Genomic DNA, 25,695 nt, shown 5'->3' on the forward strand with positions numbered 1-25,695 from the left:
GCTTCCGAGGAGCACGCGATGACCGCACTGACGGCGACCGCCGACCGCACCCGCTTCCTGCGCCTGGCCCTGACCCTCGACGCCGTGGTGACCGGCGTCAACGGGCTGGCCTACCTGGCCGCGGCGAGTGTCCTCAGCGACCTGCTCGGCCCCGGCGCCGGGATGCTGCGCGGCATCGGCGCCTTCCTGCTGGTGTACGGCCTGGCCGTGGGGCTGCTGGCCACGCGCCCCAACCGCGCCGGGGTCATCGGGGTCATCGCGCTCAACGCCCTGTGGGCCGTCGAGAGCGTCGTCGCCGTGGTCACCGGGATGGTGGAGTTCACCACCGCCGGCGCGGCCTGGGCGATCCTCCAGGCCCTGGTGGTCGCCGGCTTCGCGGGCCTGCAGTACACCGGCCTGCGCAGGGCCCGCTGACAAAGACGCTCGCGGAAAGACGACCGTTGAAAGGACATGGCATGGACAACCTGGTCGAGCGGTACCTCGCCGCCTGGAACGCGACCGACCCCGAGGCGCGCGCCAAGGCCGTCGCCGGCTTGTGGACCGAGGACGGCACCTACACCGACCCGCTGGCCGACGTGGCCGGGCACGACGCCATCGCGGCCGTCATCGCCGGGGCGCAGCAGATGTTCCCCGGCATGGTGTTCACCGCGGGTGAGCTGTTCGACGCCCACCACGACCTGGCCCGCTTCACCTGGCGGCTCGGCCCCGAGGGCGGCGAGGCGGTGGCCGAGGGGTTCGACGTGGTGCGGCTGGCCCCCGACGGGCGCGTCCGCCAGGTGCTCGGCTTCCTCGACAAGGTCCCCGGCTGACCGGCGCCCTCTCAAGACCCTCCTCAAGCGGCCTCCCCTTCCCGGGGAGGCCGCTCGCGCGTGAAAACGATTTGCCACCTGCATGTGCGGCCCCGCACAATCGAGGCTCGTGTCGTTGCTGTCCCACCTCCGCATGGACCTGAGCCCGCTGCGCGACTCCCGCGACTTCCGGCTGCTGTTCGGCTCCGGCCTCGTCGGCATGTTCGGCTCGTTCCTGTCGATGATCGTGCTGCCGCTGCAGATGAAGGACCTCACCGGCTCCTACGCGGCGGTCGGCCTGATGAGCCTGGCGGAGTTCGTGCCGATGGTCGTGTGCGGCCTGTGGGGCGGCGCCATCGCCGACGCGCTGGACCGGCGCAGGATCGTGCTGGTCACCGAGCTGGGGCTGTGCCTGTCGGTGGCCGTGCTGCTGGTCAACGCGCTGGCGCCCAACCCCCAGGTGTGGGTGCTGTACGCCGCGGGCGCCGTCACGGCGGGCCTGGGCAGCCTGCAGCGGCCCAGCCTGGAGGCGCTCACGCCGCGGGTGGTGGCGCACGACCAGCTGGCCGCCGCCGCCGCGATCAGCAGCTTCCGGTGGAACCTGGGCGCCATCCTCGCCCCGGCCCTGTCCGGCCTGATCTACGCCGCCTACGGCGCGGCAGCCGCCTACGCGATCAACATCGGCACCTACCTGGTGTCGCTGATCCTGCTGTGGCTGATCCGCGCGGCGCCGCCGGCCGAGGACGCCCCACCCGCCTCGATCCGGTCCCTGGTCGAGGGAGTGCGCTACGCGCTCGGCCGCCCCGATCTGATCGGCACCTACCTCGTCGACATCGCGGCCATGATCTTCGCGTTCGCCACGGCGCTCTACCCCTTCATCGCCGACCACTTCGGCGGCACCGAGACGGCCGGGCTGCTGTTCTCGGCCACCGCCGTCGGCTCGCTCGTGGCCTCGGCCACCTCGGGCTGGACCGGCCGCGTCCACCAGCACGGCCTGGGCGTCATCGTCGCGGCGACGGTGTGGGGCGTGGCGGTGGTGCTGGCGGCCGTCATGCCAAGCCTGTGGGGCGTGCTGGCGTGCCTGGCGCTGGCCGGGGCGGCCGACATGGTCAGCGGCATCTTCCGCGCCACGATCTGGAACCAGACCATCCCCGACGAGCTGCGCGGCCGCCTGGCCGGGATCGAGCTGCTGTCGTACATGACCGGGCCGATGCTGGGCAACGCCCGCGCCGGGCTGATGGCCCAGCTGGGCGGCTGGCGGATCTCGCTGGGGGCGGGCGGCGCGCTGTGCGTGGTCGCGGTGCTGGCCATGGCGGCGCGGCTGCCGAAGTTCCGCCGCTACGACGCGCGCACCGACGAGCACGCCCTGCGGGAGAAGGCCCGGCGCGCGGCGGCGGCAGCCGCCTGACCGGGCCTCAGCCGCTCTCGCGCCAGCCCTCGCGCTCCTCGGCCAGCGCGTCGATCCTCGCCAGGTCCGCCCCGGTCAGCCGCCCGGCCGGGTCCTCGAGGACGACCAGCCACTGGGCGTCCTCGAGGTCGTCCTCCCCGGCCAGCGTCTCGCGCACCACCAGGGGCACGCCGAGCTCGGGATGCCACTCCCCCACGGTCTCGGCCGCCTCCTCGGCCTCCTCCCGGCCGGCGAACACCAGCAAGTGCCTCATGGGATCGAGAGCTCACGCCCCGCGCAGCTGGGCGCCGAGCCGGTCGGCGGCCACGGCCACCGCCGCGTCGCGGGCCGCCGTCGTCTCCTCCACCGTCAGCGTCCGGTCGGGGGCGCGGAACCGCAGCGTGTAGGCCAGCGACTTGTTGCCCTCGCCGACCTGGGCCCCCGTGTAGACGTCGAACAGCCGCAGGGACTCCAGCAGCTCGCCCGCCCCGTCGCGCAGGGCCGCCTCGACGTCGGCCACCGGCGTGAAGTCCGGCACGACGAGCGCGACGTCCTGCGTGGCGACCGGGTAGGACGACACCGGCGGCGCCTGGACCGGGCCGGGCATCCTCGCCTCCAGGCGGCTGAGCTCCAGCTCCATCGCGCACGTGCGGCGCGGCAGGCCGTACGCCTCGATGACCCGCGGGTGCAGCTCGCCCGCGTGGCCGACCAGCGTGTCACCCACATACAGCGCCGCGCACCGGCCGGGATGCCACGGCTCGTGCTGGTCGGCGCTGATGTTGAGCTCCACCCGCGCCTCACGCGCCACCGTGCGGGCCGCCTCGACCGCGTCGGCCCAGGTCGCCGCGCGGCCCTTGCCCCACCAGCCGGACGGCTCGATCTCGCCGGCCAGCACGACCGCGACCCGCAGCGGCTGGTCGGGGAGCGCGGCGGCGATGGTGCCCAACTCCTCGTCGGTCGGCCTGCGGTCCACCGCCAGCACGGGCGCCCTGTCCGGCGCCCCCTCGCGAGGCCGGTAGACCGCGCCGGTCTCGAACAGCGCCACGTCGGCGAAGCCGCGGCCCACGTTGCGCACCAGCGTCTTGAGCAGGCCGGGCAGCAGCGTGGTGCGCATGTACGGCTCGTCCTCCGACAGCGGGTTCGCCAGGCGGGTGGCCGCCCGGCGGGCGTCGCCGGCGGGAACGAGCAGGTTGTCCAGGTCGCGCTCGCCCATGAACGGGTAGGACAGCACCTCGACGTACCCGGCCGCGGCCAGCGCCCGGCCCACCCGGCGGCGCAGCCGCTGCCCCTCGGTCAGCCCGGCCCCCGCCGGGGCCTTGGGCAGGATCGAGGGCAGCTTGTCGTACCCCTCCAGCCGGATGACCTCCTCGGCCAGGTCGTTGGGGTCGGTCAGGTCGGGACGCCACGACGGCGGCGTGACGGTGATCATGTCGTCGCCGGTCACCGCCAGCTTGGCGACCAGCTCGGGGTCGCCGCCGGACACCACGCCCGTCGGGTCGACGCCGCCCCGGCGCGGCGCGGGCGAGGCGCCCTCCACGACCGTGCAGCCGACCTGCTCCAGCCGCCTGACGACGGTCTCGCGGGAGTACGGGATGCCCGCGACGTCGCCCGGGTGGCTGGTCGGGATCGCGATGCGGACCGGCTCGACGTCGACCTGCGCGTGGGTGACGCCGGGCACGACCTGCGCGCCGCCCAGCTCGGCCAGCAGCTGGACCGCCCGCCAGGACGCCACCAGCGGCAGCTCGCGGTCGACGCCGCGTTCGAACCGCTTGGACGCCTCCGACACCAGGCCGTGCTTGCGCGACATGCGCGCGGTGCCCGAGGCGGAGAAGTGGGCCGCCTCGATCACGATGTCGGTGGAACCGTCGTGGATCTCCGTGGCCAGGCCGCCCATCGTCCCGGCCAGCGAGATCGGGCCCGACTGGTCGGTGATGAGGATGTCCTCGGGGTGCAGCTCGCGCACCACGTGGTCGAGGGTCTCCAGCGTCTCGCCCTGCCGGGCCCGGCGCACCACGATCTCGCCGGTCAGCCTGTGCCTGTCGAAGGCGTGCAGCGGCTGGCCCAGCTCCAGCATCAGGTAGTTGGTGATGTCGACGGCCAGCGACACCGGCCGCATCCCGGCCCGCGTGAGCCGCAGGCGCATCCACATCGGGCTCTTGGCGGCCGGGTCGAAGCCGCGGACCTCCCGCAGCACGAACCGGTCGCACGCGGTCGGGTCGGCGATGGAGGCCGGGTAGGCGGGCTCGGTGTCGTCGGGCACCGCCACGTCGGCCGGGTCGCGGAACGGCACGCCGTACGCCGTGGCCACCTCGCGGGCCACGCCGCGGATGGACAGCGCGTAGCCGATGTCGGGGGTGATCTCCAGCTCCAGCACGTCGTCGCGCAGCCCCAGCAGCTCCACGACGTCGGCGCCGATCGGCGTGTCGGGCGGCAGCACCATGATGCCGGCGTGCTCGTCGGTGATGCCGAGCTCGCGCTCGGAGCAGATCATGCCCTCGGACATGCGGCCGTAGGTCTTGCGCGCGCCCACCTCGAACCCGCCGGGCAGCACGCCCCCCGGCAGCACGACCGCGACGCGGTCGCCCACGGCGAAGTTGGTGGCGCCGCAGATGATCGACCGGGGCTCGGCGCCCTGATGCTGCGGGCCGACCTCGACCATGCAGTGGCGGATCGGCTTCTTGAAGCCGGTCAGCTCCTCGATCGACAGCACCTCGCCCACCACCACGTTCTTGACGTCGTGGCCGTGGGAGGTGATGCCCTCGAGCTTCAGCCCGGCCGCGGTGAGCCGGTCGGCGATCTCGTGCGCCGTGGCGGCCGGGAGATCGACGTACTCCCGCAGCCAGGAAAGCGGGACCTTCATCAGATCTCCATTCCGAACGGGAGGGTGAAGCGGATGTCGCCCTCGACCATGTCACGCATGTCCTCGGCGTTGTGGCGGAACATCAGCGTGCGCTCGATGCCCATGCCGAAGGCGAAGCCGGAGTACTTCGACGGGTCGATGCCGCAGGCCACCAGCACGCGCGGGTTGACCATGCCGCAGCCGCCCCACTCGATCCAGCCCTCGGACTTGCAGGTGCGGCAGGGCGGGTTGCCCGGGATCGCCGAGGCGCCCCGGCAGACGAAGCACTTGAGGTCCATCTCCGCCGACGGCTCGGTGAAGGGGAAGTAGTTGGGCCGGAACCGGGTGGTGATGCCCTCGCCGAACATGACCTGCGCGAAGCGGTCGAGGGTGCCCTTCAGGTGCGCCATCGTCAGGCCCTCGTCCACCGCCAGGCCCTCGACCTGGTGGAAGACCGGCGTGTGGGTGGCGTCGAGCTCGTCGGTGCGGAAGGTCTTGCCCGGGGAGATGACGTAGCACGGCACGCCCCGCGACAGCATCGCGCGGACCTGCACCGGGCTGGTCTGCGTGCGCAGCACCTTGCCGGAGTCGACCGACTCGACGAAGAAGGTGTCGTGGTCGGAGCGGGCCGGGTGGTCGGTGGCGATGTTGAGCGCGTCGAAGTTGTACCACTCGCCCTCGAGCTCGGGGCCCTCGGCGACCTCGTAGCCCATGGCGACGAAGGCGTCGGCGATGCGCTCCATGAGCGTGGTCAGCGGGTGGCGGGCGCCGACCGGGCGGCGGTCCCACGGCAGCGTGACGTCGACGGCCTCCTCGACCAGCACGCGGGCGTCGCGCTCGGCCTCCAGCTCGGCCTGCCGGGCCGCCAGCGCCTCGTTGATCGCCTTGCGGGCGCCGCCGATGCGCCGGCCGGCCTCCGCGCGCGCCGCCGGCGGCAGGGCGCCGATCTCACGGTTGGCCAGCGCGATGGGCGATCGGTCGCCGGCGTGCGCCAGCCGTACTTGCTTCAGTTCGTCGAGGTCCTTGGCCGCCTTGATCGCCGCGACGGCGTCGGCCTCCATGCGGGCCACCTCGTCGGCATGCAACGGGGTCACCTCGACGGGGTCGTAGTCAGACAAGACTTGGCTCCGTATCCAGGGCTTGAGCGTGAACGAGTTTAGCCGGATCAGCCCACCGGCCGATTTCAGGCGAAATCGGGAGTGCCGGTGGGCACGGTAAATCGGAACTCGGCGCCGCCCTCGGGGGCGCGCTGCACGGTGATCGTGCCACCGTGCGCCTCGACCAGGCCCTTCACGATGAACAAGCCGAGACCGGTGCCGCCGCGCCGACGGCTGTTGCCGCGCCAGAACTGCTCGAACACGCGCGGAGCCAGCTCGGGCGCGATGCCCTCCCCCTGGTCTCGCACGGACACGGCCACTCCCCAGCCAACGGATTGGATGTCTATTGTCACCGTACCGCGTCCGTGGCGCACGGCGTTTTCCACCAGGTTCGCCAGAACCTGGTCAATTTTGTCCTGGTCAAGCCAGACCTCCGGCAGGTTCTCGCCCACGATCAGGCGGAACCTGTCCTCCGGCTCGCCGGCCGCGACGCGGCCCGCGATGATGCGCTGCGCCCGGGCCGGCAGGTCCACCACCTGGCGGTGGATCTCCAGCCGCCCCGACTCGATGCGGGAGACGTCGAGCAGCTCGGTGATCAGCCGGGTCACGCGGTCGGCGTCGTTGTTGACGGTCTCGAGCATGACGCGCTTCTGCTCGTCGGTGAAGCGGTCCCACTTGGCCAGCAGCGTCGCGGTGAAGCCCTTCACGCTGGTCAGCGGCGAGCGCAGCTCGTGGGCGACGACCGTCACCAGGTCGGCGCGGCTGCGCTCCAGCCTCGCGCGGGCGCCGCCGTCGCGCAGCGTGATCGTCACGCGCTCCACATCGCCGCCGCGCGCCGGGACGCGGATCATCCTGGCCGCGACGTACAGCTCCCGCCCGCCCGGCAGGCGCAGCGACCGCTCGGGCACCCGGGAGCGCGTGCGCAGCCCCCCGGCCAGGTCGAGCGCCTTCCACCACTCGCGGCCGTCGTGGTCGCGGAAAGGGAAGACCTCGTCCATCACCTGGCCGACCGCCTCGGACGCGCGCACCCCGGTCAGCCGCTCGGCGGCCCGGTTGACCGCCAGCACGACCCCCTCGGCGTCGGCCACGACCAAGCCGTCGGGGAGCTCGTCGATGGGGATCGTGCACACCGAATCCAGCGCTTGACCGTCGGTGCCGTCGCCGTGCACTTCTCTTGCGCCTCCTCGACCTCCAAGGCCGACAATAGCGGGTTTCCCGCCGGCTGGGGGAACCCTAGGAACCGCGCTGGGCGCGTGCGGAGGCGTACAGGCACACGGCCGCCGCGGTCGCCAGGTTGAGGCTCTCGGCCTGGCCGTAGATGGGCACCCGCACCACCTCGTCGGCCAGCTCCAGCACCTCCTCGGGCAGCCCCCACGCCTCGTTGCCGAACACCCACGCCGTCGGGCCGTCGAGCCGGACCTCATCCAGTGTGCGCCTGCCGCTCCCGTCGGCGGCCAGGACCCGCAGTCCCCGCTCCTTCAGGTGCCCTACGGCCCGCGCGATCGGCGTGCCGATGACGACGGGCAGGTGGAACAGGCTCCCGGCGCTGGCGCGCACGCACTTGCCGTTGTAGGGGTCGACGGAGGCGTCGGTGAAGACCACGGCGTCGGCTCCTGCGGCGTCGGCGGTGCGCAGCACCGTGCCGGCGTTGCCGGGGTCGCGCACGTGCGCGAGGACGGCCACCAGCCGCGCCCGGTCCGTCACCGCCTCCTCCAGCGGGCGGTGCACGAACCGGCAGATCGCCACCACGCCCTGCGGGGTGACGGTCTGGGCCAGCTCGGACATCACCTCGCCGCTGGCGCGGTGCACCTGGACGCCGCCGAGCCTGGCCTCGGTGAGCAGCTCGGCGTGGCGCGCCTCGGCCTCGGCCGTGGCGAACAGCTCCACGGCGACGCCTTCGAGCCGCAGCGCCTCGCGCACCGCCTGCGGCCCCTCGGCCAGGAACCTGCGGTCCTGCTCACGGAAGGCCCGCTTGGTCAGCCTCCTGGCTGCCTTCACGCGCGGCGACTTCACGTTCGTCAGCTCGGATCCCGCCATGCCCATGCTCCCCATTGTCCCGTACGGCCCGGCCGTACTCCGCCGGCGCGCCCGCACCGCACCGCCCCGCCGCGGCGAGGGCGATGCGGGGAAGGCGGTCCGGACACGCGGGAAGGGGCCCGCCGGGAGAATCGGCGGGCCCCTTCTCGATGCGGCTTCTCAGTGCGGGTTTCCCAGCGCGGGTTCCTCGGTGCGGGCTCAGCTCGCGACCGGCGCGTTCACGTTCGCCGGGAGGGCCTTCTTGGCCGCCTCGACGAGCGTGGCGAAGGTCTGGCTGTCGTTGACCGCCAGGTCGGCCAGGATCTTGCGGTCCACCTCGACGCCGGCCAGCTTCAGACCCTGGATCAGGCGGTTGTAGGTGAGCCCGTTCTGCCGGGCCGCCGCGTTGATCCGCTGGATCCACAGGCGGCGGAAGGCGCCCTTGCGGTCCTTGCGGTCACGGTAGGCGTAGGTCAGCGAGTGGAGCATCTGCTCCTTGGCCTTGCGGTACAGGCGCGACCGCTGGCCACGGTAGCCCTTGGCGGACTCGAGGACGACCCTGCGCTTCTTCTTGGCGTTGAGCGCCCGCTTCACGCGTGCCATGTTTCATTCTCCCCGGGGTTCGCGCTACTTTGCGAGCAGCTTCTTGATCTTCTTCGTGTCGGCGTCGGAAAGGACGACCTCGCTCTTGAGACGGCGCGTCAGCGTGGACGACTTCCACTCGTTGTAGTGCGCGCGGTTGGCCCGGCGACGCTTGATCTTGCCTGTGCCGGTCAGCCGGAACCGCTTCTTCGCACCGCTGTGCGTCTTCATCTTCGGCATACGCCGTCTCTCCCTCAAATCGTCGTTCACACGGGCGGGGACCCGCGCGCCTGAAAGGCAGGCCCGCCCGTCCACATGGGTCGGGTCCGCCCTGCCGCGATCACTGGGCCGCGGCGACGACGCTCCCTCTCCCGTGCCGCCGGCCGGGCCGGTGCGAATGGCCGGCCCGGTCGCGGCGCCTGGTCCTTGCGGAGGCTGGGGTGCCTGTAAGGCTAACCCGATCGGAGCGTCACGACTCCTGGTCGCTGCGCTCCGCGCTCTCCCGCTGCGCCTTGGCGGCCGCCTTCTCGGCGCGCGCCTCGGCCTTCTTCTTGTGCGGTCCGATCACCATGATCATGTTGCGGCCGTCCTGCTTGGGCTGGGACTCCACGAAACCCAGCTCGCTGACGTCCTCGGCCAGCTTCTGCAGCAGCCGGAAGCCCAGCTCCGGACGCGACTGCTCGCGACCGCGGAACATGATCGTCACCTTGACCTTGTCCCCCGCCTTGAGGAACCGCACCACGTGACCCTTCTTGGTCTCGTAGTCGTGCGGGTCGATCTTCGGCCGGAGCTTGATCTCCTTGATGATCGTGTGCGCCTGGTTCTTGCGCGCCTCGCGCGCCTTCATCGCGGACTCGTACTTGAACTTGCCGTAGTCCATGAGCTTGCACACCGGCGGTCTAGCCGTGGCCGCGACCTCGACGAGGTCGAGATCCGCCTCCTGGGCGAGCTTGAGAGCGTCGTGGATCGAGACGATCCCGACCTGCTCGCCGTTGGGGCCGACGAGGCGAACCTCGGGCACACGGATGCGCTCGTTGATACGGAGCTCAGTGCTGATGGGGCCTCCTAGGTTTGCGATCCCTACGTGCTCGTCGTGGCTGGGGCCCTCGGAACCTCCCGGAAAACCCGAAAGCCCCGCACGTCGCGCATGCGGGGCCACTGAGCTCACGTGGTGTGAGCTCCCCGGAGCCAAGTCCGGCGTGATCCTGGACCCGGCCGCCTCTCGGCGACTCGGGTGGGAGGGAGACCTCCGCTTGCGCGTCCGGCAGGCATGCCAGACCGATCGACGAGCTACGTTACCACAACCACGGCGAGTTGCCGAATCTTCCCGCCCGGCGAGGCGGCTCCTGGAACGCTGGCCCAGGCGACAGGTTCCAGACAGGTCAGACAGGAGGCCGCCCATGGGCACGTGGCAGGTGCGGGAGGCCCAGCGGCGCTTCGGCGAGGTGCTGCGCAAGGCACGCGACGAGGGGCCGCAGATCGTGATCAGGCATGGCGAGCAGGTGGCGGTCGTGCTGGCCATGGAGGAGTACCGGCGGCTGAAGGAGGGCGAGCCGGACTTCAAGGAGTTCCTCATCTCAGGGCCCGGCCTCAGCGTGCTCGAGATCGAACGTTCTCGCGAACCGATCCGTCCCTTCGAACTCCCGGTGGTCTAGCCAGGCAGGCGTCGTCACGCGCGACGAAAAGGACTACGCGCATGGGAGCGCGGGCGCTCAACCCGTGGGAGTGGCCCGTCTGAGGAGTTCGGCCTCGCCCGCCGCCCGCATCGCCTCCACCGGCACGTCCGCCCGCCCGGTCATCAGCTCCACCTGCCTGACCGCCTGGTGCAACAGCATGGCGAACCCGCCGACCACCTTCCCGCCCGCCTGCCGTACGGCCAGCGCCGCCCGCGTGGGCCACGGCGAGTAGACCACGTCGAACAGGGCCGGCACCCCCGCCAGCCGGTCGGCGTAGGCGTCGGCCGCCCGGCCGGGCACCGTGGAGACCACCAGGTCCACCTTGAGCAGCGCCTCCAGCGCCTCGAAGCGCTCCACCCGCAGGGCGACCCCCAGCCGCCGCGCCACGGCCGCGGTCTGTCCGGCCCGAGCCGGGTCGCGCACCACGAGGGTGACCTCGTCCAGGCCCAGGCCGCGCAGCGCCGCCAGCGCCGAGGCCGCCGTCGCGCCGCCGCCGAGGACGAGCGCGCTGCCCGGCGCCGGGACGCCCGCCTCGGCGAGCGCCCGCTCGATGCCGTAGACGTCGGTGTTGTCCCCGTGCCCGCGCCCGTCGCGGAAGACCACCGTGTTGGCCCCGCCCACCTGCACCGCCAGCTCCGAGACGGTGTCCAGCAGCGGCAGCACCGCGCGCTTGAGCGGCATCGTCAGCGACAGCCCGGCCCAGGGCCGCGGGCCCGCCTGGCCGCGCACCGGCCGCAGCTGCGCCAGCAGGCCCGGCAGGCGCCGCTCGTCGCACTCGAACGCCTCGTAGGTCCAGCCCTCCAGCCCCATGGCCGCGTAGGCGGCCCGGTGCAGGTACGGCGAGAGCGAGTGCTCGATCGGCGATCCCAGCACCGCGGCCCGCATGCCCTCGCCCGTCACGCTTCCTCCCGCTGCTCAGGCCCGCTCCTCAGGCGGCTCCTTGGGTGACGGGACAGGACTCTACTGGCTGTTCTGGTTGAGCTTCTGCTCCAGCCTGCGGAACTCGGCCTCGGTGGAGGCGAACTCGGTGACGTTGCTCTTGGGGTCGGTGGCCACGAACCACAGCCAGTCGCCCTTGGCGGGGTTGAGCGCCGCCTCCAGCGCGTGCTCGCCCGGGTTGGCGATGGGACCGGCGGGCAGCCCGTGGTGGTAGTACGTGTTGTACTTGGAGGGGTTCTTGGTCTCCTCGTGCGTGGCGCGCGTGCCGTACTTGCCCAGCGCGTACATGACCGTGCTGTCCATCTGCAGCTTCATGGGCGGCTCGCGGTTGAGCCGGTTGTAGATCACCCGGGCGATCTTGGGCATGTCCTCGTGACGGCCCGCCTCCGCCTGCACGATGCTGGCGACGATCACGATCTGGTGCGGGGTGTAGCCCAGCTTCCTGGCGCCCGCCTCGAGCCCGACCTCCTGGGCCGCGTCGTTGAACCGGTCGACCATCCTCGCCAGGATCTGCTGCGGCTTGGCCTGGGGCTGGAACTCGTAGGTGGCGGGGAACAGGTAGCCCTCCACGCCCTTGGCGTACTGCGGCAGGCCCAGCGCCTCGGCGTCCTTGGCCGCGGCCTGGAACTCCTTGACCGGCTTGCCGGTCGCCTTGGCCAGCGTGGCGAGGGTGTCGGAGGCCCGCAGCCCCTCCTTGATCAGCACGGTCGTGCGCAGCCTGTTGCCGGAGTCGAGCATCGCCACGGCGTTGGCGGCCGACATGCGCTTGCGCAGCGTGTAGGTGCCGGGGTGGAGGGCGTCGCTCTTGCCGGCGGCGGTGACGGCGTTGGTGAACGCGCGGGCGCTGGCCACCACGTCGAGCCGTTCGAGCGTCTGGGCGACGTCGGCGGCGGTCTCGCCGGGCTTGATCTCGACGGTCACCTCGCCGGTGCCCTGGCCGGTGTAGTCCTTGGGCACGAGGGCGTCGCTCAGCCACAGGTAGGCGTAGTAGCCGCCGCCGCCGACGATGCCGAACAGGACGATGAAGGCGAGCAGCGGGGCCAGGAAGCGTCCTCGCCGCTGGCGACGCCGGCGACGGCGGGCCGCCCGTCTGCCGCGCGGCTCGCTGCCGAGCATGGTGTCGAGATCGAGATCGTTCATAGCTGCGGTCGCCAATCTCCCGGTCGGGCCCGGTCGGCGTCAAGGGCATCGGCCAAACCGGTTGGGGGAACCGAGTCAGACGTGCGGAGCCGCCGGCCAGATACAGGTGACCAGCGGATATCACTCAGGGTAGTCATGCTACGGGAAGGGGCCCGCCGCGGGGGCAAAGGGGGTGGCACGGTGCCGGAAAGGGAAGCCTGACCTCCGGCCGCGGTCTCCCGCGGTGGACGGGTGGGGCTCGGCGCCGTATGCATCAACCTTTCCCGAGGTATTCGTTGAGCTCTTCCCGGTATCTCACGAAGTCACTCTCTTTGTCAGTGAATTTGGTGATTCTATGCGCTGGATTGGTTGTCACGAACCACAACCAGCGCCCTTCGGCCGGGTCGAGCGCGGCCGTCAGCGCCTTGCGCCCCGGATGGGCGATGGGGCCCGGCGGCAGCCCCCTGTGGCGATAGGTGTTGTACGGCGAGGCGATCCGCGTGTCGGCCTCGGTGAGGCGGAGGGTGTGCCTGCGCTGCGCGTACAGGACCGTGCTGCACATCTCCAGCGGCCGGCCGGCCTTCAGGCGGTTGTAGATCACGCGGGCGATCCTGGGGTAGTCGGCGTCGGAGCCGCCCTCCGCCTGGACGATCGCGGCCACCGTGACGACCTCGGCGGGCGTCAGCCGTACGGCGGCGGCCCGCTCGGCCAGCCGCAGCTCGGCGGCCACCTCGGCGAAGCGGTCCGCCATGGCCTGCAGCACCTCGGCGGCGCTCGCGCCGGGCTCGAACTCGTAGGTGGCCGGGAACAGGTAGCCCTCCAGGCCGCCGGCGTACGGCGGCAGGTTCACCTCCGCCCGCAGGAACGCCTCCCGCGGGATGCCCGTCGCCTTGGCGAGCAGGGTGAGGACCTCGGTCAGGCGCAGCCCCTCGGGGACCGTGACGCGGGTGACCACCCGGGAGCCGGGGGCCGTCAGCAGGTCGAGGGCCCGTGCGGCGGCCATCGTCCTGCGCAGCCGGTAGTGGCCGGGGTGCAGGCTGCCGGCCCGCCCGGCCTCCTGTGCGGCGTTGGCGAAGGACCGGGCGCTCGCCACCACCCCGGCCTCGGCCAGCAGGCGGCCGACGTCCTGGGCGCTCGCGCCGACCGGGATGGCGACGGTGACCGTGCCGCTGCCCTCGCCGTCGTAGTCGGCGGGGGCGAGGTACGGCTTGAGCACCAGGAAGGCGGCCGTGCCGAGCGCCGCCGCGCACGCCCCGGCGGCGGCCAGCAGGCGCCCGCGCCAGACTCTCGCCGAACCGCGTGGATCCGGCGTCGTAGGCATCTCGGACCCCGGCGGGCTCGGCGCCCTGTCCTCCAGGCCGCATGAGAGCGACGTCGCGGAGGGGTGGCGCGGCTCAGGCATCGGGTGACCCGCCGGCCGCCGCGGCGGGCGGGTCGGCGGGTCTGCCCGGCGGTCTGCCGGAGGCGCGCTCGGCGTCCAGCGCGTCCTGCAGCAGCACGACGGCCGCCGCCTGGTCGACGACGGCGCGCTGCTTGCCGGCCTTCACGCCGCTGGCCCGCAGACCCTGCTGGGCCGCGACCGTGGTGAGCCGCTCGTCGAACAGCCGCACCGGGACCGGCGCCAGCCGTACGGCCAGCCGCGCGGCGAACGCGCGGGCGGCGGCGGCGGCCTGCCCCTCGCGGCCCGACAGCGACGTGGGCAGCCCGACGATCACCTCGATCGCCGCGTGCTCCTCGCACAGCGCGGCCAGCCGGTCCAGGTCGCCGCGGCCCCGGCGGACGGTCTCCACCGGCGTGGCCAGCAGCCCCGAGGGGTCGCAGCGGGCCACGCCGATGCGGACGGAACCGACGTCGACGCCGAGCCTGACGCCCTGGCGCATGTCAGCCCAGCTGTCCGGCCACGGCCTCGGCCACCCGGCGCAACGCCTCGTCGATCGCCTCGACCCTGCTGCCGCCGCCCTGTGCGACGTCGTCCTTGCCGCCACCGCCACCCCCAAGCGCCTTGGCGGCGACGCCGACCAGCTGCCCGGCCTTGAGCCCCCGCTCGCGTCCCGCCTCGTTGACCGCGGCGACGACCACCGGCCGGTCGGAGGGGGCTCCGGCGACGACGACCACCGCCGGACGGTCGGACGGGAACCTGCCGCGCACGTCAAGGGCGAGCTTACGCAGGTCGTCGGCGGCGGTGCCATCAGGCGCGCGGTGCGTCACGAGGGACACCCCGTGCACGTCGCGGGCCTGCTCCACCAGCGAGCCGGCGACCGCGAGCACCTGGGCCGAACGCAGGCGCTCCAGCTCCTTCTCGGCGGTGCGCAGGCGGGTGACGATGCCTTCGATGCGCTCGGGCAGCTCCTCGCGGCGCGCCTTGAGCTGGTCGGTGAGCTGGGCGACCAGGACCGACTCGCGGGCCAGGAAGCGGAAGGCGTCGAGGCCCACCAGCGCCTCCACGCGGCGCACGCCCGCGCCGACCGACTGCTCGCCGAGGATCTTGACGAGGCCCAGCTGGCCGGAGCTGTGGACGTGGGTGCCGCCGCACAGCTCGCGGGAGTAGTCGCCGATCTCCACGACGCGGACCTCGTCGCCGTACTTCTCGCCGAACATCGCCAGCGCGCCCATCGCCCGGGCCTCGGCCTGGGAGGTGTAGAAGGCGTTGACCTGCAGGTCGTCGATGAGCACCGCGTTGACCTCGTCCTCGACGTCGCGCAGGACGCTCGGCGGCACGGCGCCCGCCGCGGTGAAGTCGAAGCGGAAGCGGCCGGGCGAGTTCTCCGAGCCCGCCTGGGCCGCGGTCTCGCCGAGGAAGTTCTTGAAGCCGCGGTGGACCATGTGGGTGGCGCTGTGGCTGCGCGAGATGGCCTTGCGCCGCTCGACGTCGACCTCGGCCTGCACCTCGTCGCCGACCTTCAGCTCGCCACTGGCGACCTTGCCGCGGTGCACGATGAGGCCGCCCAGCGGCGACTGCACGTCGTGCACCTCCACCAGCGCGCCGGAGGCGCGCAGCACGCCCTGGTCGGCCAGCTGGCCGCCGCCCTCGGCGTAGAAGGGGGTGCGGCCCAGCACGACCTCGACCTGGGTGCCCGCGCCCGCCGCCGGGACCGGCCGGCCGTCGACGAGGATGCCGATGACCGCGGACTCGGCGCTGGTGGTGTCGTAGCCGAGGAAGTCGACCTTGCCGGCCTGCTCCAGCAGCTGCCCGAAGACCGAGATGTCGGCGTTGCCGGTCTTCTTGGCCGCCGCGTCGGCCTTGGCGCGCTCCCGCTGCTCCTTCATCAGCCGGCGGAAGCCCTCCTCGTCCACCTGCAGCCCCTGCTCGGCCGCCATCTCCAGGGTCAGGTCGATGGGGAAGCCGTAGGTGTCGTGGAGCTGGAAGGCCTGCTCGCCGGGGAGCTTGGTGCCGCCCCTGCGCTTGGTCTCCTCGACCGCCACGTCGAAGATCGCCGTGCCGGTGCGCAGCGTGCCCAGGAAGGACGCCTCCTCCGCGTCGATGACGGCGTGGATCTGCGGCGCGTCGCTCCTGAGCTCGGGGTAGGTGTCGCCCATCGCGTCGATGGCGACCGCGGTCAGCTCGTGCATGTAGCGCTCGTCGCCGGTGCCGAGCAGGCGCAGGTTGCGGATGCTGCGGCGCAGGATGCGGCGCAGCACGTAGCCGCGGCCCTCGTTGCTGGGCAGCACGCCGTCGGCGACCAGCATCGTGCCGGTGCGGACGTGGTCGGCGATCACCCGGAGGCTGACGTCGGCGCGCGGGTCGCGGCCGTAGCGGGTGCGGGTCAGCTCGGCCGCCCGGTCGAGGATCTTGTAGGTGGTGTCGATCTCGTAGATGTTGTCGACGCCCTGGAGCAGCGCCGCCATGCGCTCCAGGCCCATGCCGGTGTCGATGTTCTTGGCCGGCAGCTCGCCCGAGGTGTCGAAGTCGGTCTTGCTGCGCACCGCGCTCAGCTGGTACTGCATGAACACGAGGTTCCACACCTCGAGGTAGCGGTCCTCGTCGGCGACCGGCCCGCCCTCGCGGCCGTACTCGGGGCCGCGGTCGTAGTAGATCTCCGAGCAGGGTCCGCCCGGCCCCGGCACGCCCATGTGCCAGTAGTTGTCGGCCAGGCCGCGCCGCTGGATGCGCTCCAGCGGGACGCCGACCTGCTTGTGCCAGATGCCGGCCGCCTCGTCGTCGTCCTGGTAGACCGTCACCCACAGCCGGTCCTCGGGGAAGCCGAAGCCGCCGTCGGACTCGGAGCGGGTCAGCAGCTCCCAGGCGAAGGGGATCGCGCCTTCCTTGAAGTAGTCCCCGAAGGAGAAGTTGCCCAGCATCTGGAAGAACGTCGCGTGCCGGGTGGTCTTGCCCACCTCGTCGATGTCGGGGGTGCGCACGCACTTCTGCACGCTGGCCAGCCGTGCCGCCGGAGGCTTTCGCTGCCCCAGGAAGTACGGCTTGAACGGGACCATGCCCGCGGGTACCAGAAGCAGCGTCGGGTCTTCGGCGATCAGGCTGGCCGAGGGCACGATCTTGTGCCCGCGCTCCTCGAAGAAGCGCAGGAAGCGGCGCGCGATTTCTGCCGACTCCATGTCTCGGCCATCCTTTTCTGTCAGTCGGTGGTGTCGAGCCTAAAACGGGCCCGCAACTCGTTTTCGCGCTCGGCGGCCTCGTCGAGCGCGGTCGCAGTAAAGTCTCTCACCTGAGCCAGCATGCTCACCGCCCGATCGGCCGTGCGCCGGGCGACGTGCTGCGGGTGCAGGGCCTGGAGCTTGCGCATCACCCAGACGGCCAGGGCGGCGCCCAGGCCGATGTAGAACAGGCGCCTGATCATCGCCGCCGCCCGGGCAGCGCGCGCGGGGTCTTGCGCGCCCTCAGCGCCGCGGCGATGCCGTGCAGCAGCGCCGACAGCTTCACCAGCGGCCCGGTGAACAGCGTCTGGGTCAGCGCGCTCACCTTGGCTGCGTGGCCGCTGACCTGCTTGATGTCCTTGGCGATCGCCTCGACCGCCACCAGCTGGCGGTTGGTCTCGTTGACGGTGAGCGACACGTCCTCCAGCAGCGGCACCACGCGCTTGCCCAGGTCGGAGACCATCTTGGTGGTCTCGGTCAGCAGCCGGGCGAGCTTGAGCAGCACCATGGCAAGAAAGCCGACGAGGATCGCCCAGAAGATGACGGCGACCAGGCCGGCGACCTCTCCCGCGGTAAGCATCAGCGGATCCGTCCCCAGTAGACAGCGGTGAAGCAAGACCCTATCGCGAGCGGACCAGTTCCACCTCGAACCCGGCGTCGTTCTCCAGGTAGGCGGCGTAGTGGCCGGGCCGCATCCTGTCGTACGGCTCCCGCACCACGTCGGGCGACTCCTCCAGGGCGACGTAGGCGGGGCCGTGCTTGCAGGACCGGCCGCACTCATTCCCCCCGCAGGAACGACCGGATCTTCGCCCAGCGCTCGGCCACCGGCGCCTCGGCCCCGTGCCGGGTGGGCTGGTAGTAGCGGCGCTCGCGCACCTCCGCGGGGGCGTAGTCCTGGCGGACCAGGCCGTGCTCGAAGTCGTGGGGGTACTTGTAGCCCTCGCCGTGGCCGAGCCCGGCGGCCCCGGGGTAGTGCGCGTCGCGCAGGTGGCCGGGCACCTGGCCGATGAGCCCCCTGCGCACGTCGGCCGTGGCGGCGCCGATGGCCTTGACCACGGCGTTGGACTTGGGGGCCGTAGCGCAGTGGATCACCGCGTGCGCCAGGTTGATGCCGGCCTCGGGCAGCCCGATCAGCTGGACGGCCTGCGCCGCGGCCACGGCGGTCTGCAGGCACGTGGGGTCGGCCATGCCGACGTCCTCGGAGGCGAAGATGACGACGCGGCGGGCGATGAACCGCGGGTCCTCCCCCGCCTCGATCATCCTGGCCAGGTAGTGGAGGGCGGCGTCGGCGTCGGAACCGCGCATGGACTTGATGAAGGCGCTGACCACGTCGTAGTGCTGGTCGCCCTGCCGGTCGTAGCGGACGGCCGCCTTGTCGGCCGCCCGTTCCACCACCTCGACGGTGATCTCGTCGGCCAGCAGCGCGGCGGCCTCCAGGTAGGTCAGCGACCGGCGGGCGTCGCCGCCGGCCAGCCGTACCAGATGGTCCAGGGCCTCGGGGGCCAGCCGCGCGCGCCCGGCCAGCCCGCGCTCGTCCTCCAGGGCCCGCTCGATCACGACCTGGATGTCGGCGTCGGCCAGCGGCTCCAGCGTCAGCAGCAGCGAGCGCGACAGCAGCGGCGAGATGACCGAGAAGTACGGGTTCTCCGTCGTGGCGCCGATGAAGGTGACCCAGCGGTTCTCCACCGCGGGCAGCAGCGCGTCCTGCTGGGCCTTGTTGAAGCGGTGGACCTCGTCGACGAACAGCACGGTCTGGCGGCCGGTCAGGCCGAGCTCGCGGCGGGCGTGGTCGATGGCGGCGCGGACGTCCTTGACGCCGGCCGAGACGGCGGAGATCTCCACGAAGCGGCGTTTGGTGACCCCCGCCACCACGTAGGCGAGGGTCGTCTTGCCGGTGCCGGGCGGCCCCCACAGGAACAGCGACATGGGCGCGTCGCTCTCCACGAGCCTGCGCAACGGCGTGCCCGGCCCCAGCAGGTGGCGCTGGCCGACCACCTCGTCGAGGCTGCGCGGCCGCATGCGGACCGCGAGAGGTTGTGGTGTGGCCTCCTCAGCCGCGGAATCGAACAGACTCTCCACAACGCGAGACTACAGTCCCCACACGGCCCTCGCTCCCGAGTCGCCGGCGCGGAAGACGTAGTAGCCGGCCACCGCCGCCAGCACCACCGTGGTCGCCGAGAACACCAGCTGCAGGCGCTTGTCGCGGCGGCCGGCGAAGACCATGAGCAGCGCCGAGACGCCCAGCCCGAGCGCGGCGTACAGCAACGGCGTGGCGAAGCTCTGGTGGACCTCGATGCGCTGGGCCAGCACGCCGTCCGCGGAGGCGAAGCGCGCCCGCTCCAGCGCCTCGCCGCTCTGCTTGGCCGCGAAGACCGTCGCGGGCACGATCACCGCCAGCGCGGCGACGGCCCAGGCCGCCATGGGGCGGAAGCGGGGCGCCAGCGCGTAGCCGAGCGCCAGCAGGCACAGCAGCGGCGTCAGCACGACGGCCGCGTGGACGATGAGGGGGTGGGCGGGCAGGCCGAGGATTTCGTCGAACATGTCTTCCTTACGGATCTGCGGGGCCGTCGGTTCCGGCTGCATCACAACCGTGATGCACATTGTCGCCTTCCGTCACTTACGTCCAGCACATCCCAACGGCCGGTAGCATGCGCGAAGCAGTTCGGTCATGTGTCGGCGAAACTGGAGGAGAAGCGGTGAGCGGCGAAGACCGCCTGAGCCAGCTGGCGCAGGAGCACAAGAAGCGTCAGGCGCAGCGCGCGGCCGAGGAGAAGGCCGCCCGGGGCAAGCGGAACGCCGTCATCGGTGCCGTCGTGGCTCTCGTGGTGGTGGCGGCCGGCGTCACGGCCGCCGTCACGCTGACCGGCGGCGACGCGAAGGAACCGGCGGCGCGGGCGGCGGTCACCCCGACGCCCGACCCCACGCAGGCGCCCAACGCGCTGGCGAGCGACCCACCGGCCAGGAAGGGCCCGGTGACCTGCAACTACACCAAGGACACCACCGACGTGCCGAAGAAGTTCGTCGGCATGCCGCCTCGCAAGGCCAACCCCAAGTACACCAAGATGACCGTCGTCACCAACCGCGGCGACATCGAGATCGAGCTCGACCCGCAGACGACGCCGTGCACGATCAACTCCATGGCGTTCCTGGCCAAGAAGAACTTCTACGACAACACGCGCTGCCACCGGCTGGTCAAGCCGGAGCACGCGGGCGTGTACCTGCTGCAGTGCGGCGACCCGCAGGCCAAGGGCGACGGCAAGAACCCCACCGACGGCACCGGCACCGCGGGCTACTTCATCCCCGACGAGGCCATCGGCACGGTGGCCTACACCAAGGGCGTGGTCTTCATGACCCAGCCCGGCCAGGAGGCGACGAACATGAGCAGCAGCCAGTTCGCCGTCTCCCTGGACGACATCAACGCCACCCTGCCCGAGGGCTACATCCCGCTCGGCATGGTCACCAAGGGCCTGGAGTGGATCTACCAGGTCGCCGACCAGGGCGTCATCGAGAACCCCAACGACGTCACCGGCACCGAGGGCGGCTCCACCGCGCCCAGGCTCCCGATCGTCATCAAGGACGTACGGCTCAGCACGAAGTGATCGCCGGGGAGGCAGAGTGGAGGCGTGACTGAGACTCTGCCCTTCGAGTTCTACTTCTCCCCGGAGTTCGGCGCCGACCCCTACAGCGCCTACGCCGGGCTCCGGGACAAAGGCCCCGTCCATCCCATCGACTTCCCGCCGGGCAGCAGCGCCTACCTGGTGCTCGACTACGAGTACGGCCGCTCGCTGCTGGGCGACCCGCGGCTCAGCAAGGACCTGGGCAACGGGCCCGAGTGGTTCCGCGACATGGTCTCCGCCGGCAACCCGGTGCTGGCCTACAACATGCTGATGTCCGACCCTCCGGACCACACCCGGCTGCGCAAGGCGGTGGGCAAGGCCTTCACCCCGCGCCGCGTCGAGCAGCTGCGGCCGCGCATCCAGCAGATCACCGACGAGCTCGTCGACGCCCTGCCCGAGGACGAGGCCGACCTCATCGACGCCTTCGCCTTCCCGCTGCCGATCATCGTGATCTGCGAGCTGCTGGGCGTGCCGACGGCCGACCGCGCGAGCTTCCGCGAGTGGTCGGGGACGCTCATCGCCCCCGCCCTCAGCGAGGAGGAGGCCGCCCGGCGCCACGAGGCCAACGCCGCCGTGCGCGAGTACTTCACCCGCCAGATCGCCCTGCGCCGCGCCGACCCCAGGGACGACCTGGTCACCGCGCTGGCCACCTCACCCGACCTGAACGAGAACGAGCTGCTGTCGACGCTGGTGCTGCTGCTCATCGCCGGCCACGAGACCACGGTCAACCTCATCGGCAACGGCATGCTGGCCCTGCTGACCCATCCCGGCCAGCTGGCCCTGCTGCGGGAGCGGCCCGAGCTCCTGCCGAGCGCCGTGGAGGAGTTCTTGCGCTTCGACGCCCCCGTCGAGCGCGGCACCTTCCGCATCGCCCTGGAGGACATCGACGTCGCCGGGACCACCATCCCGAAGGGCTCGTTCGTCCACGTGTCGATCGCGGCGGCCGACCGCGACCCGCGGGCCTTCCCCGAGCCCGACCGGCTCGACATCACCCGGGAGGACAACCGGCACCTGGCCTTCGGCCACGGCATCCACTTCTGCCTGGGCGCGCCGCTGGCCCGCGTGGAGGGCCGGATCGCGTTCGAGACGCTGCTGCGCCGCCGCCCGGCCATCCGCCTGGCCGTCGAGCCGCGCGAGCTGAGCTGGCGCTTCAACGGCGCCGTCGTGCGCGGCCTGGCCGCCCTCCCGGTCCGCTTCTAGCGCACACCCAAAACCCGCCCCCCTCCGGCGGACGCCCCGCCAGGCGAGGCGCCCGCCGGTCGCCGGTCACGCCTTGGGCCGGGCGTCGACGCCGGCCTCCTTGCGCTGCTCGGGCGTGATGGGGGTGGGCGCGCCGGTGAGCGGGTCGTAGCCGGAGGCGGTCTTCGGGAAGGCGATCACGTCGCGGATCGACTCGCCGCCCGCGAGCAGGGCGCAGATGCGGTCGAAGCCGAAGGCGATGCCGCCGTGCGGCGGCGGGCCGTACTTGAAGGCCTCCAGCAGGAAGCCGAACTTGGTCTCGGCCTCCTCCTTGGAGATGCCCAGCACGTCGAAGACGCGCTGCTGCATCTCGGCCCGGTGGATACGGATCGAGCCGCCGCCGATCTCGTTGCCGTTGCACACCATGTCGTAGGCGTAGGCCAGGGCCTGGCCGGGGTTGTCCTGGAAGGTGTCGGCCCACTCCGGCTTGGGGCCGGTGAAGGGATGGTGGACCGCCGTCCAGCCGATCTCGCGGCCGACCTCGTCGTGCACGGGCTCGAACATGGGGGCGTCGACGACCCACAGGAAGCTCCACTGCGACTCGTCGATGAGGCCGCAGCGGCGGCCGATCTCCAGCCGGGCGGCGCCGAGCAGGTCGCGGGAGGGGTTCGGCAGGCCGGCGGCGAAGAAGATCGCATCACCCGGCTGCGCGCCCACCTTGGCGGCCAGGCCCGACAGCTCGGTGTCGGAGAGGTTCTTGGCGACCGGGCCGCCGAGCGTGCCGTCCTGCTGGACCAGCACGTACGCCAGGCCCTTCGCGCCGCGCGAGCGCGCCCACTCCTGCCAGGCGTCGAGCTCCTTGCGCGTCTGGGAGGCGCCGCCCGGCATGACGACCGCGCCGACGTACTCGGCCTGGAAGACGCGGAAGCTCGTGGCCGAGAAGTACTCGGTCATGTCGACCAGCTCCTGGCCGAAGCGCAGGTCGGGCTTGTCGGAGCCGTAGCGGGCCATCGCCTCGGCGTAGGTGAGCCTGGGCAGCGGCGTGGGCAGCTCGTAGCCGGCGATCTCCTTCCACAGCCGCGCGACGAGCCGCTCGGCGACCTCGATGACGTCCTCCTGGTCGACGAAGGACATCTCGATGTCGATCTGGGTGAACTCCGGCTGCCGGTCGGCGCGCAGGTCCTCGTCGCGGTAGCACTTGGCCAGCTGGTAGTAGCGCTCCAGCCCGGCCACCTGCAGCAGCTGCTTGAACAGCTGGGGCGACTGCGGCAGGGCGTACCAGTTGCCCGGCTGCAGCCGCACCGGCACCAGGAAGTCGCGCGCGCCCTCGGGGGTGGAGCGGGTCAGCGTCGGGGTCTCGACGTAGACGAAGCCCAGCTCGTTCATCACCTCGTTGGTGAGGTAGGTCGCCTTGGAGCGGATGCGCATCGCGTTGGCGATCTGCTGGCGGCGGATGTCGAGGTAGCGGTACTTCAGCCGCACCTCCTCGCTGACGTCCACCCGGCTCTCGATCGGGAACGGCAGCGGCGCCGACTCGCTCAGCACCTCGACCTCGCTGGCCACGACCTCGATCTCGCCGGTGGGCAGGTCGGGGTTCTCGTTGCCGGCCGGGCGCCGCCGTACCTCGCCGACGACCTTGACGCAGTATTCGGCGCGCAGGTCGTGGGCGTGGTCCTCCTCGCGGAAGACCACCTGCGCCACGCCGGAGGCGTCACGCAGGTCGATGAAGACCACGCCGCCGTGGTCGCGCCGCCGCGCCACCCATCCGGCCAGCGTGACCTGCTGACCCGTGTGCTCCTTGCGGAGTGACCCAGCGGTGTGCGTGCGAATCACGACAGCTTTCCTTTCACGATCTCCACGACCTGGGCCAGCGGCACCTCGGTCTGCTCTGCGGTGGTCAGGTCCTTCAGTTGTACGGCTCGCGCCGCCAGGTCGCGCTCGCCCAGGATGAGCGCGAAGCGCGCGCCCGAGCGGTCGGCGCCCTTCATCGCGCCCTTGAGCCCCTTACCGCCGAAGGCCATGTCGGCGCTGACGCCCGCCCGGCGCAGCTCGGCCATGAGGAGGAACATCCGGCGGCGGGCTTCCTCGCCCAGCGGGACACCGTACACCGCCACGCGGCCCTCGCCGGTGTCGTCGAGCAGGCCCTCGGCCTCCATCGCCAGCAGCGTGCGGTCCACGCCGAGGGCCCATCCCACGCTGGGCAGCGACGGGCCGCCGATCAGCTCGCTGAGGCCGTCGTAGCGGCCACCGCCGCCGACCGCCGACTGCGAGCCCAGCCCGCCGTGGACGAACTCGAAGGTGGTGCGCGTGTAGTAGTCCAGGCCGCGCACCAGCCGCGGCTCGTCGGTGTAGGGCACGCCCGCCGCGGCGAGCAGGGAGCGGACCTCCTCGTGGTAGGCCTTGCACGCCTCACACAGGTGGTCGACCATCAGCGGCGCGTCCCCCAGCTGGGCCTGCACCTCGGGCCGCTTGTCGTCCAGCACGCGCAACGGGTTGATCTCGATGCGCCGCCGGGTCTCCTCATCCAGGTCGAGACCGCGCAGGAACTCCTGCAGCGTGCCGCGATAGGCCGGACGGCACTCCCGGTCGCCGAGCGAGTTGATCAGCAGCTCCACCCGCCGCAGGCCCAGGCTCTGGTAGCCCTGCCAGGCCAGCAGGATCAGCTCGGCGTCGAGCGCCGGGTCCTCGGCGCCCAGCGCCTCGGCGCCCACCTGCCAGAAGTGGCGGTAGCGGCCCTTCTGGGCGCGCTCGTAGCGAAACTGGCTGCCGGAGTACCACAGCTTGACCGGCAGCTGCCCGTTGTGCAGCCCGTGCTGGAGCACGGCGCGCACCACGGGCGCGGTCCCCTCCGGGCGCAGGGTGATGGACCGTCCGCCCTTGTCGAGGAAGGTGTACATCTCCTTCGTCACGACGTCGGTGGATTCGCCGACCCCGCGTTTGAACAGCTCGGTGTCCTCGAACGTCGGCGTCTCGATGTAGCCGTAGCCGGCCTGCCGTACCGGCTGGACGAGCGCCTCGCGCACGGCGAGGACGCGCTCCGAGCGGGGCGGCAGCCAGTCGAAGGTGCCCTTCGGTGCTTGGAAAGTCATTCAGATACCCCTCGTGGGGCCGGCCAGCGGCGCCGCTTCCTTCAGGTAGGGATTGGCGGCGCGCTCGCGGCCGACCGTGGTCTGCGGTCCGTGGCCCGGCAGGACGACCGTCCGGTCCGGCAGCGGCAGCACCTTGGCGGCCAGGCTGCGCAGGATCGTCGGGTAGTCGCCCCCGGGCAGGTCGGTGCGGCCGATGGAGCCGGCGAACAGCAGGTCGCCCGAGAACATGATCTCCTCGTCGGGCAGCCGGAAGCTCACCGACCCCCTGGTATGGCCGGGGGTGTGGTCGACCACCAGCTCCAGTCCGGCCAGCTCCAGCACGGCGCCGTCGCCGAGCTCCCTGACGTCGTCGGGCTCGCTCAGCGTGATGCCGCCGAACAGCGGGGTGGCCGTCGGCCACCAGCCCGCGGAGGGGTCGCTGAGCAGATGCCGGTCGTCGGGGTGGATCCACGCGGGGATGTCGCGCGCCCCGCACACGGGGGCGACCGACCAGACGTGGTCGAGGTGCCCGTGGGTCAGCAGGACGGCGACCGGCTTGAGCCGATGCTCCCTCAGCAGCTCCTCCACCCCGTCGGCGGCGTCCTGACCTGGGTCGACGATGACGCACTCCTCGCCGGCGCCCGGCGCGACGACGTAGCAATTAGTCTGAAAGGCCCCTGCGGGGAAGCCTGCGATGAGCATCTCTCGTCCAAAAAGCCAATGGGAATGTAACCGAAGGGTACCGGTGCGGCTCGCCGGGCTGCGAACCATTGCCCGTTGGCCGATACGATTCGC

Annotated in this window: 26 protein-coding genes; 6 read left to right on the plus strand and 20 right to left on the minus strand. The window is 72.0% G+C overall.

Annotated features, from left to right (window positions below; translation table 11 throughout):
* Positions 1-18 precede the first annotated feature (18 nt).
* The 3 genes from BSB02_RS07385 (at position 19) to BSB02_RS07395 (ending at position 2,196) form a co-directional block, all read left to right on the plus strand.
* Positions 19-414 carry a hypothetical protein gene (locus BSB02_RS07385; protein ID WP_084957947.1) on the plus strand — a complete coding sequence of 132 codons (396 nt, stop codon included), beginning with the start codon at positions 19-21 and terminating at the stop codon, positions 412-414.
* A 41-nt stretch (positions 415-455) separates the two neighbouring features.
* Positions 456-809: a nuclear transport factor 2 family protein gene (locus BSB02_RS07390; RefSeq protein WP_084957948.1), complete on the plus strand. Its 354-nt coding sequence runs from the start codon at positions 456-458 to the stop codon at positions 807-809.
* A 109-nt stretch (positions 810-918) separates the two neighbouring features.
* On the plus strand, positions 919-2,196 hold the full coding sequence (locus BSB02_RS07395; RefSeq protein WP_240506252.1) for an MFS transporter: 1,278 nt from the start codon (positions 919-921) through the stop codon (positions 2,194-2,196).
* Between the two features lie 7 nt (positions 2,197-2,203).
* Here the strand turns inward: BSB02_RS07395 and BSB02_RS07400 are convergent, their stop codons facing one another.
* The 8 genes from BSB02_RS07400 to infC all read right to left on the minus strand — a co-directional run bounded on the left by BSB02_RS07400 (position 2,204) and on the right by infC (position 9,787).
* On the minus strand, positions 2,204-2,449 hold the full coding sequence (locus tag BSB02_RS07400; protein ID WP_084957950.1) for a hypothetical protein: 246 nt from the start codon (positions 2,447-2,449) through the stop codon (positions 2,204-2,206).
* 12 nt (positions 2,450-2,461) lie between these two features.
* Positions 2,462-5,035 carry a phenylalanine--tRNA ligase subunit beta gene (locus tag BSB02_RS07405; RefSeq protein ID WP_084957951.1) on the minus strand — a complete coding sequence of 858 codons (2,574 nt, stop codon included), beginning with the start codon at positions 5,033-5,035 and terminating at the stop codon, positions 2,462-2,464.
* Positions 5,035-6,075 carry a phenylalanine--tRNA ligase subunit alpha gene (gene pheS / locus BSB02_RS07410; protein WP_240506276.1) on the minus strand — a complete coding sequence of 347 codons (1,041 nt, stop codon included), beginning with the start codon at positions 6,073-6,075 and terminating at the stop codon, positions 5,035-5,037. Before pheS ends, BSB02_RS07405 begins: the two co-directional genes overlap by 1 nt.
* Positions 6,076-6,197: 122 nt before the next feature.
* The gene (locus tag BSB02_RS07415) at positions 6,198-7,280 is read right to left on the minus strand and encodes a sensor histidine kinase (protein ID WP_084957953.1); all 1,083 of its coding nucleotides are present in this window, start codon (positions 7,278-7,280) and stop codon (positions 6,198-6,200) included.
* A gap of 64 nt (positions 7,281-7,344) precedes the next feature.
* Complete coding sequence (locus BSB02_RS07420) at positions 7,345-8,148, minus strand: TrmH family RNA methyltransferase (RefSeq protein WP_084958128.1); 804 nt, start codon at positions 8,146-8,148, stop codon at positions 7,345-7,347.
* 198 nt (positions 8,149-8,346) lie between these two features.
* On the minus strand, positions 8,347-8,730 hold the full coding sequence (gene rplT, locus BSB02_RS07425) for a 50S ribosomal protein L20 (protein WP_084957954.1): 384 nt from the start codon (positions 8,728-8,730) through the stop codon (positions 8,347-8,349).
* Between the two features lie 24 nt (positions 8,731-8,754).
* The gene (gene rpmI, locus BSB02_RS07430; protein WP_084957955.1) at positions 8,755-8,949 is read right to left on the minus strand and encodes a 50S ribosomal protein L35; all 195 of its coding nucleotides are present in this window, start codon (positions 8,947-8,949) and stop codon (positions 8,755-8,757) included.
* Between the two features lie 229 nt (positions 8,950-9,178).
* Positions 9,179-9,787 (minus strand): translation initiation factor IF-3, encoded by a 609-nt coding sequence (gene infC, locus BSB02_RS07435; protein WP_084958129.1) that lies wholly within the window; start codon positions 9,785-9,787, stop codon positions 9,179-9,181.
* Positions 9,788-10,109: 322 nt separating this feature from the next.
* Here infC and BSB02_RS07440 point away from each other — a divergent pair, with 322 nt between their 5' ends.
* Complete coding sequence (locus BSB02_RS07440; RefSeq protein ID WP_084957956.1) at positions 10,110-10,364, plus strand: type II toxin-antitoxin system Phd/YefM family antitoxin; 255 nt, start codon at positions 10,110-10,112, stop codon at positions 10,362-10,364.
* A 57-nt stretch (positions 10,365-10,421) separates the two neighbouring features.
* Here BSB02_RS07440 and BSB02_RS07445 read toward each other — a convergent pair whose 3' ends face one another.
* From BSB02_RS07445 to BSB02_RS07485, 9 genes are all read right to left on the minus strand, one after another.
* Positions 10,422-11,270, minus strand: coding sequence for a shikimate dehydrogenase (locus BSB02_RS07445; RefSeq protein ID WP_084958130.1), 849 nt, complete (start codon positions 11,268-11,270; stop codon positions 10,422-10,424).
* Between the two features lie 75 nt (positions 11,271-11,345).
* A complete protein-coding gene (mltG, locus tag BSB02_RS07450) occupies positions 11,346-12,464 on the minus strand; it encodes an endolytic transglycosylase MltG (RefSeq protein WP_084957957.1) in 1,119 nt (372 codons plus the stop codon).
* A gap of 253 nt (positions 12,465-12,717) precedes the next feature.
* Positions 12,718-13,764: an endolytic transglycosylase MltG gene (gene mltG / locus BSB02_RS07455; RefSeq protein WP_084957958.1), complete on the minus strand. Its 1,047-nt coding sequence runs from the start codon at positions 13,762-13,764 to the stop codon at positions 12,718-12,720.
* A 73-nt stretch (positions 13,765-13,837) separates the two neighbouring features.
* The gene (gene ruvX / locus BSB02_RS07460) at positions 13,838-14,323 is read right to left on the minus strand and encodes a Holliday junction resolvase RuvX (RefSeq protein ID WP_084957959.1); all 486 of its coding nucleotides are present in this window, start codon (positions 14,321-14,323) and stop codon (positions 13,838-13,840) included.
* A 1-nt stretch (position 14,324) separates the two neighbouring features.
* Positions 14,325-16,997: an alanine--tRNA ligase gene (gene alaS / locus BSB02_RS07465; protein ID WP_084957960.1), complete on the minus strand. Its 2,673-nt coding sequence runs from the start codon at positions 16,995-16,997 to the stop codon at positions 14,325-14,327.
* A gap of 20 nt (positions 16,998-17,017) precedes the next feature.
* Positions 17,018-17,239 carry a hypothetical protein gene (locus tag BSB02_RS07470; protein ID WP_084957961.1) on the minus strand — a complete coding sequence of 74 codons (222 nt, stop codon included), beginning with the start codon at positions 17,237-17,239 and terminating at the stop codon, positions 17,018-17,020.
* On the minus strand, positions 17,236-17,616 hold the full coding sequence (locus BSB02_RS07475; protein ID WP_084957962.1) for a DUF948 domain-containing protein: 381 nt from the start codon (positions 17,614-17,616) through the stop codon (positions 17,236-17,238). Before BSB02_RS07475 ends, BSB02_RS07470 begins: the two co-directional genes overlap by 4 nt.
* A 197-nt stretch (positions 17,617-17,813) precedes the next feature.
* Positions 17,814-19,055 (minus strand): replication-associated recombination protein A, encoded by a 1,242-nt coding sequence (locus tag BSB02_RS07480; protein ID WP_476756178.1) that lies wholly within the window; start codon positions 19,053-19,055, stop codon positions 17,814-17,816.
* 69 nt (positions 19,056-19,124) lie between these two features.
* Positions 19,125-19,577, minus strand: a complete 453-nt coding sequence (locus BSB02_RS07485; RefSeq protein ID WP_084958131.1) for a DUF2231 domain-containing protein — start codon at positions 19,575-19,577, stop codon at positions 19,125-19,127.
* A 155-nt stretch (positions 19,578-19,732) separates the two neighbouring features.
* On the opposite strand from BSB02_RS07485, the gene BSB02_RS07490 reads away from it, so the two are divergent.
* Together BSB02_RS07490 and BSB02_RS07495 are read left to right on the plus strand one after the other, a co-directional pair.
* Positions 19,733-20,635 carry a peptidylprolyl isomerase gene (locus tag BSB02_RS07490; RefSeq protein ID WP_084957964.1) on the plus strand — a complete coding sequence of 301 codons (903 nt, stop codon included), beginning with the start codon at positions 19,733-19,735 and terminating at the stop codon, positions 20,633-20,635.
* Between the two features lie 24 nt (positions 20,636-20,659).
* Complete coding sequence (locus BSB02_RS07495; RefSeq protein WP_084957965.1) at positions 20,660-21,853, plus strand: cytochrome P450 family protein; 1,194 nt, start codon at positions 20,660-20,662, stop codon at positions 21,851-21,853.
* Positions 21,854-21,919: 66 nt separating this feature from the next.
* Here the strand turns inward: BSB02_RS07495 and aspS are convergent, their stop codons facing one another.
* From aspS to BSB02_RS07510, 3 genes are read right to left on the minus strand one after another with little or no spacing between them, the layout of a single operon-like run.
* On the minus strand, positions 21,920-23,665 hold the full coding sequence (aspS, locus tag BSB02_RS07500) for an aspartate--tRNA ligase (RefSeq protein ID WP_084957966.1): 1,746 nt from the start codon (positions 23,663-23,665) through the stop codon (positions 21,920-21,922).
* On the minus strand, positions 23,662-24,921 hold the full coding sequence (gene hisS / locus BSB02_RS07505; RefSeq protein ID WP_084957967.1) for a histidine--tRNA ligase: 1,260 nt from the start codon (positions 24,919-24,921) through the stop codon (positions 23,662-23,664). The genes aspS and hisS overlap by 4 nt, the downstream gene beginning before the upstream one ends.
* Positions 24,922-25,602, minus strand: coding sequence for an MBL fold metallo-hydrolase (locus BSB02_RS07510; RefSeq protein WP_084958132.1), 681 nt, complete (start codon positions 25,600-25,602; stop codon positions 24,922-24,924).
* Positions 25,603-25,695: the final 93 nt, after the last annotated feature.

The organism is Thermoactinospora rubra, from assembly GCF_002093975.1.
GTDB classification, from domain to species: Bacteria; Actinomycetota; Actinomycetes; order Streptosporangiales; family Streptosporangiaceae; genus Nonomuraea; species Nonomuraea rubra_A.

Coding starts and splice junctions, on each gene's coding strand:
- BSB02_RS07385 (WP_084957947.1), top strand. CDS start 19: ATGACCGCACTGACGGCGACCGCCGACCGCACCCGCTTCCTGCGCCTG.
- BSB02_RS07390 (WP_084957948.1), top strand. CDS start 456: ATGGACAACCTGGTCGAGCGGTACCTCGCCGCCTGGAACGCGACCGAC.
- BSB02_RS07400 (WP_084957950.1), bottom strand. CDS start 2,449: ATGAGGCACTTGCTGGTGTTCGCCGGCCGGGAGGAGGCCGAGGAGGCG.
- BSB02_RS07405 (WP_084957951.1), bottom strand. CDS start 5,035: ATGAAGGTCCCGCTTTCCTGGCTGCGGGAGTACGTCGATCTCCCGGCC.
- pheS (WP_240506276.1), bottom strand. CDS start 6,075: ATGGAGGCCGACGCCGTCGCGGCGATCAAGGCGGCCAAGGACCTCGAC.
- BSB02_RS07420 (WP_084958128.1), bottom strand. CDS start 8,148: ATGGCGGGATCCGAGCTGACGAACGTGAAGTCGCCGCGCGTGAAGGCA.
- rplT (WP_084957954.1), bottom strand. CDS start 8,730: ATGGCACGCGTGAAGCGGGCGCTCAACGCCAAGAAGAAGCGCAGGGTC.
- rpmI (WP_084957955.1), bottom strand. CDS start 8,949: ATGCCGAAGATGAAGACGCACAGCGGTGCGAAGAAGCGGTTCCGGCTG.
- BSB02_RS07440 (WP_084957956.1), top strand. CDS start 10,110: ATGGGCACGTGGCAGGTGCGGGAGGCCCAGCGGCGCTTCGGCGAGGTG.
- BSB02_RS07445 (WP_084958130.1), bottom strand. CDS start 11,270: ATGCGGGCCGCGGTGCTGGGATCGCCGATCGAGCACTCGCTCTCGCCG.
- mltG (WP_084957957.1), bottom strand. CDS start 12,464: ATGAACGATCTCGATCTCGACACCATGCTCGGCAGCGAGCCGCGCGGC.
- mltG (WP_084957958.1), bottom strand. CDS start 13,764: ATGCCTACGACGCCGGATCCACGCGGTTCGGCGAGAGTCTGGCGCGGG.
- ruvX (WP_084957959.1), bottom strand. CDS start 14,323: ATGCGCCAGGGCGTCAGGCTCGGCGTCGACGTCGGTTCCGTCCGCATC.
- alaS (WP_084957960.1), bottom strand. CDS start 16,997: ATGGAGTCGGCAGAAATCGCGCGCCGCTTCCTGCGCTTCTTCGAGGAG.
- BSB02_RS07470 (WP_084957961.1), bottom strand. CDS start 17,239: ATGATCAGGCGCCTGTTCTACATCGGCCTGGGCGCCGCCCTGGCCGTC.
- BSB02_RS07475 (WP_084957962.1), bottom strand. CDS start 17,616: ATGCTTACCGCGGGAGAGGTCGCCGGCCTGGTCGCCGTCATCTTCTGG.
- BSB02_RS07480 (WP_476756178.1), bottom strand. CDS start 19,055: ATGCGGCCGCGCAGCCTCGACGAGGTGGTCGGCCAGCGCCACCTGCTG.
- BSB02_RS07485 (WP_084958131.1), bottom strand. CDS start 19,577: ATGTTCGACGAAATCCTCGGCCTGCCCGCCCACCCCCTCATCGTCCAC.
- hisS (WP_084957967.1), bottom strand. CDS start 24,921: ATGACTTTCCAAGCACCGAAGGGCACCTTCGACTGGCTGCCGCCCCGC.
- BSB02_RS07510 (WP_084958132.1), bottom strand. CDS start 25,602: ATGCTCATCGCAGGCTTCCCCGCAGGGGCCTTTCAGACTAATTGCTAC.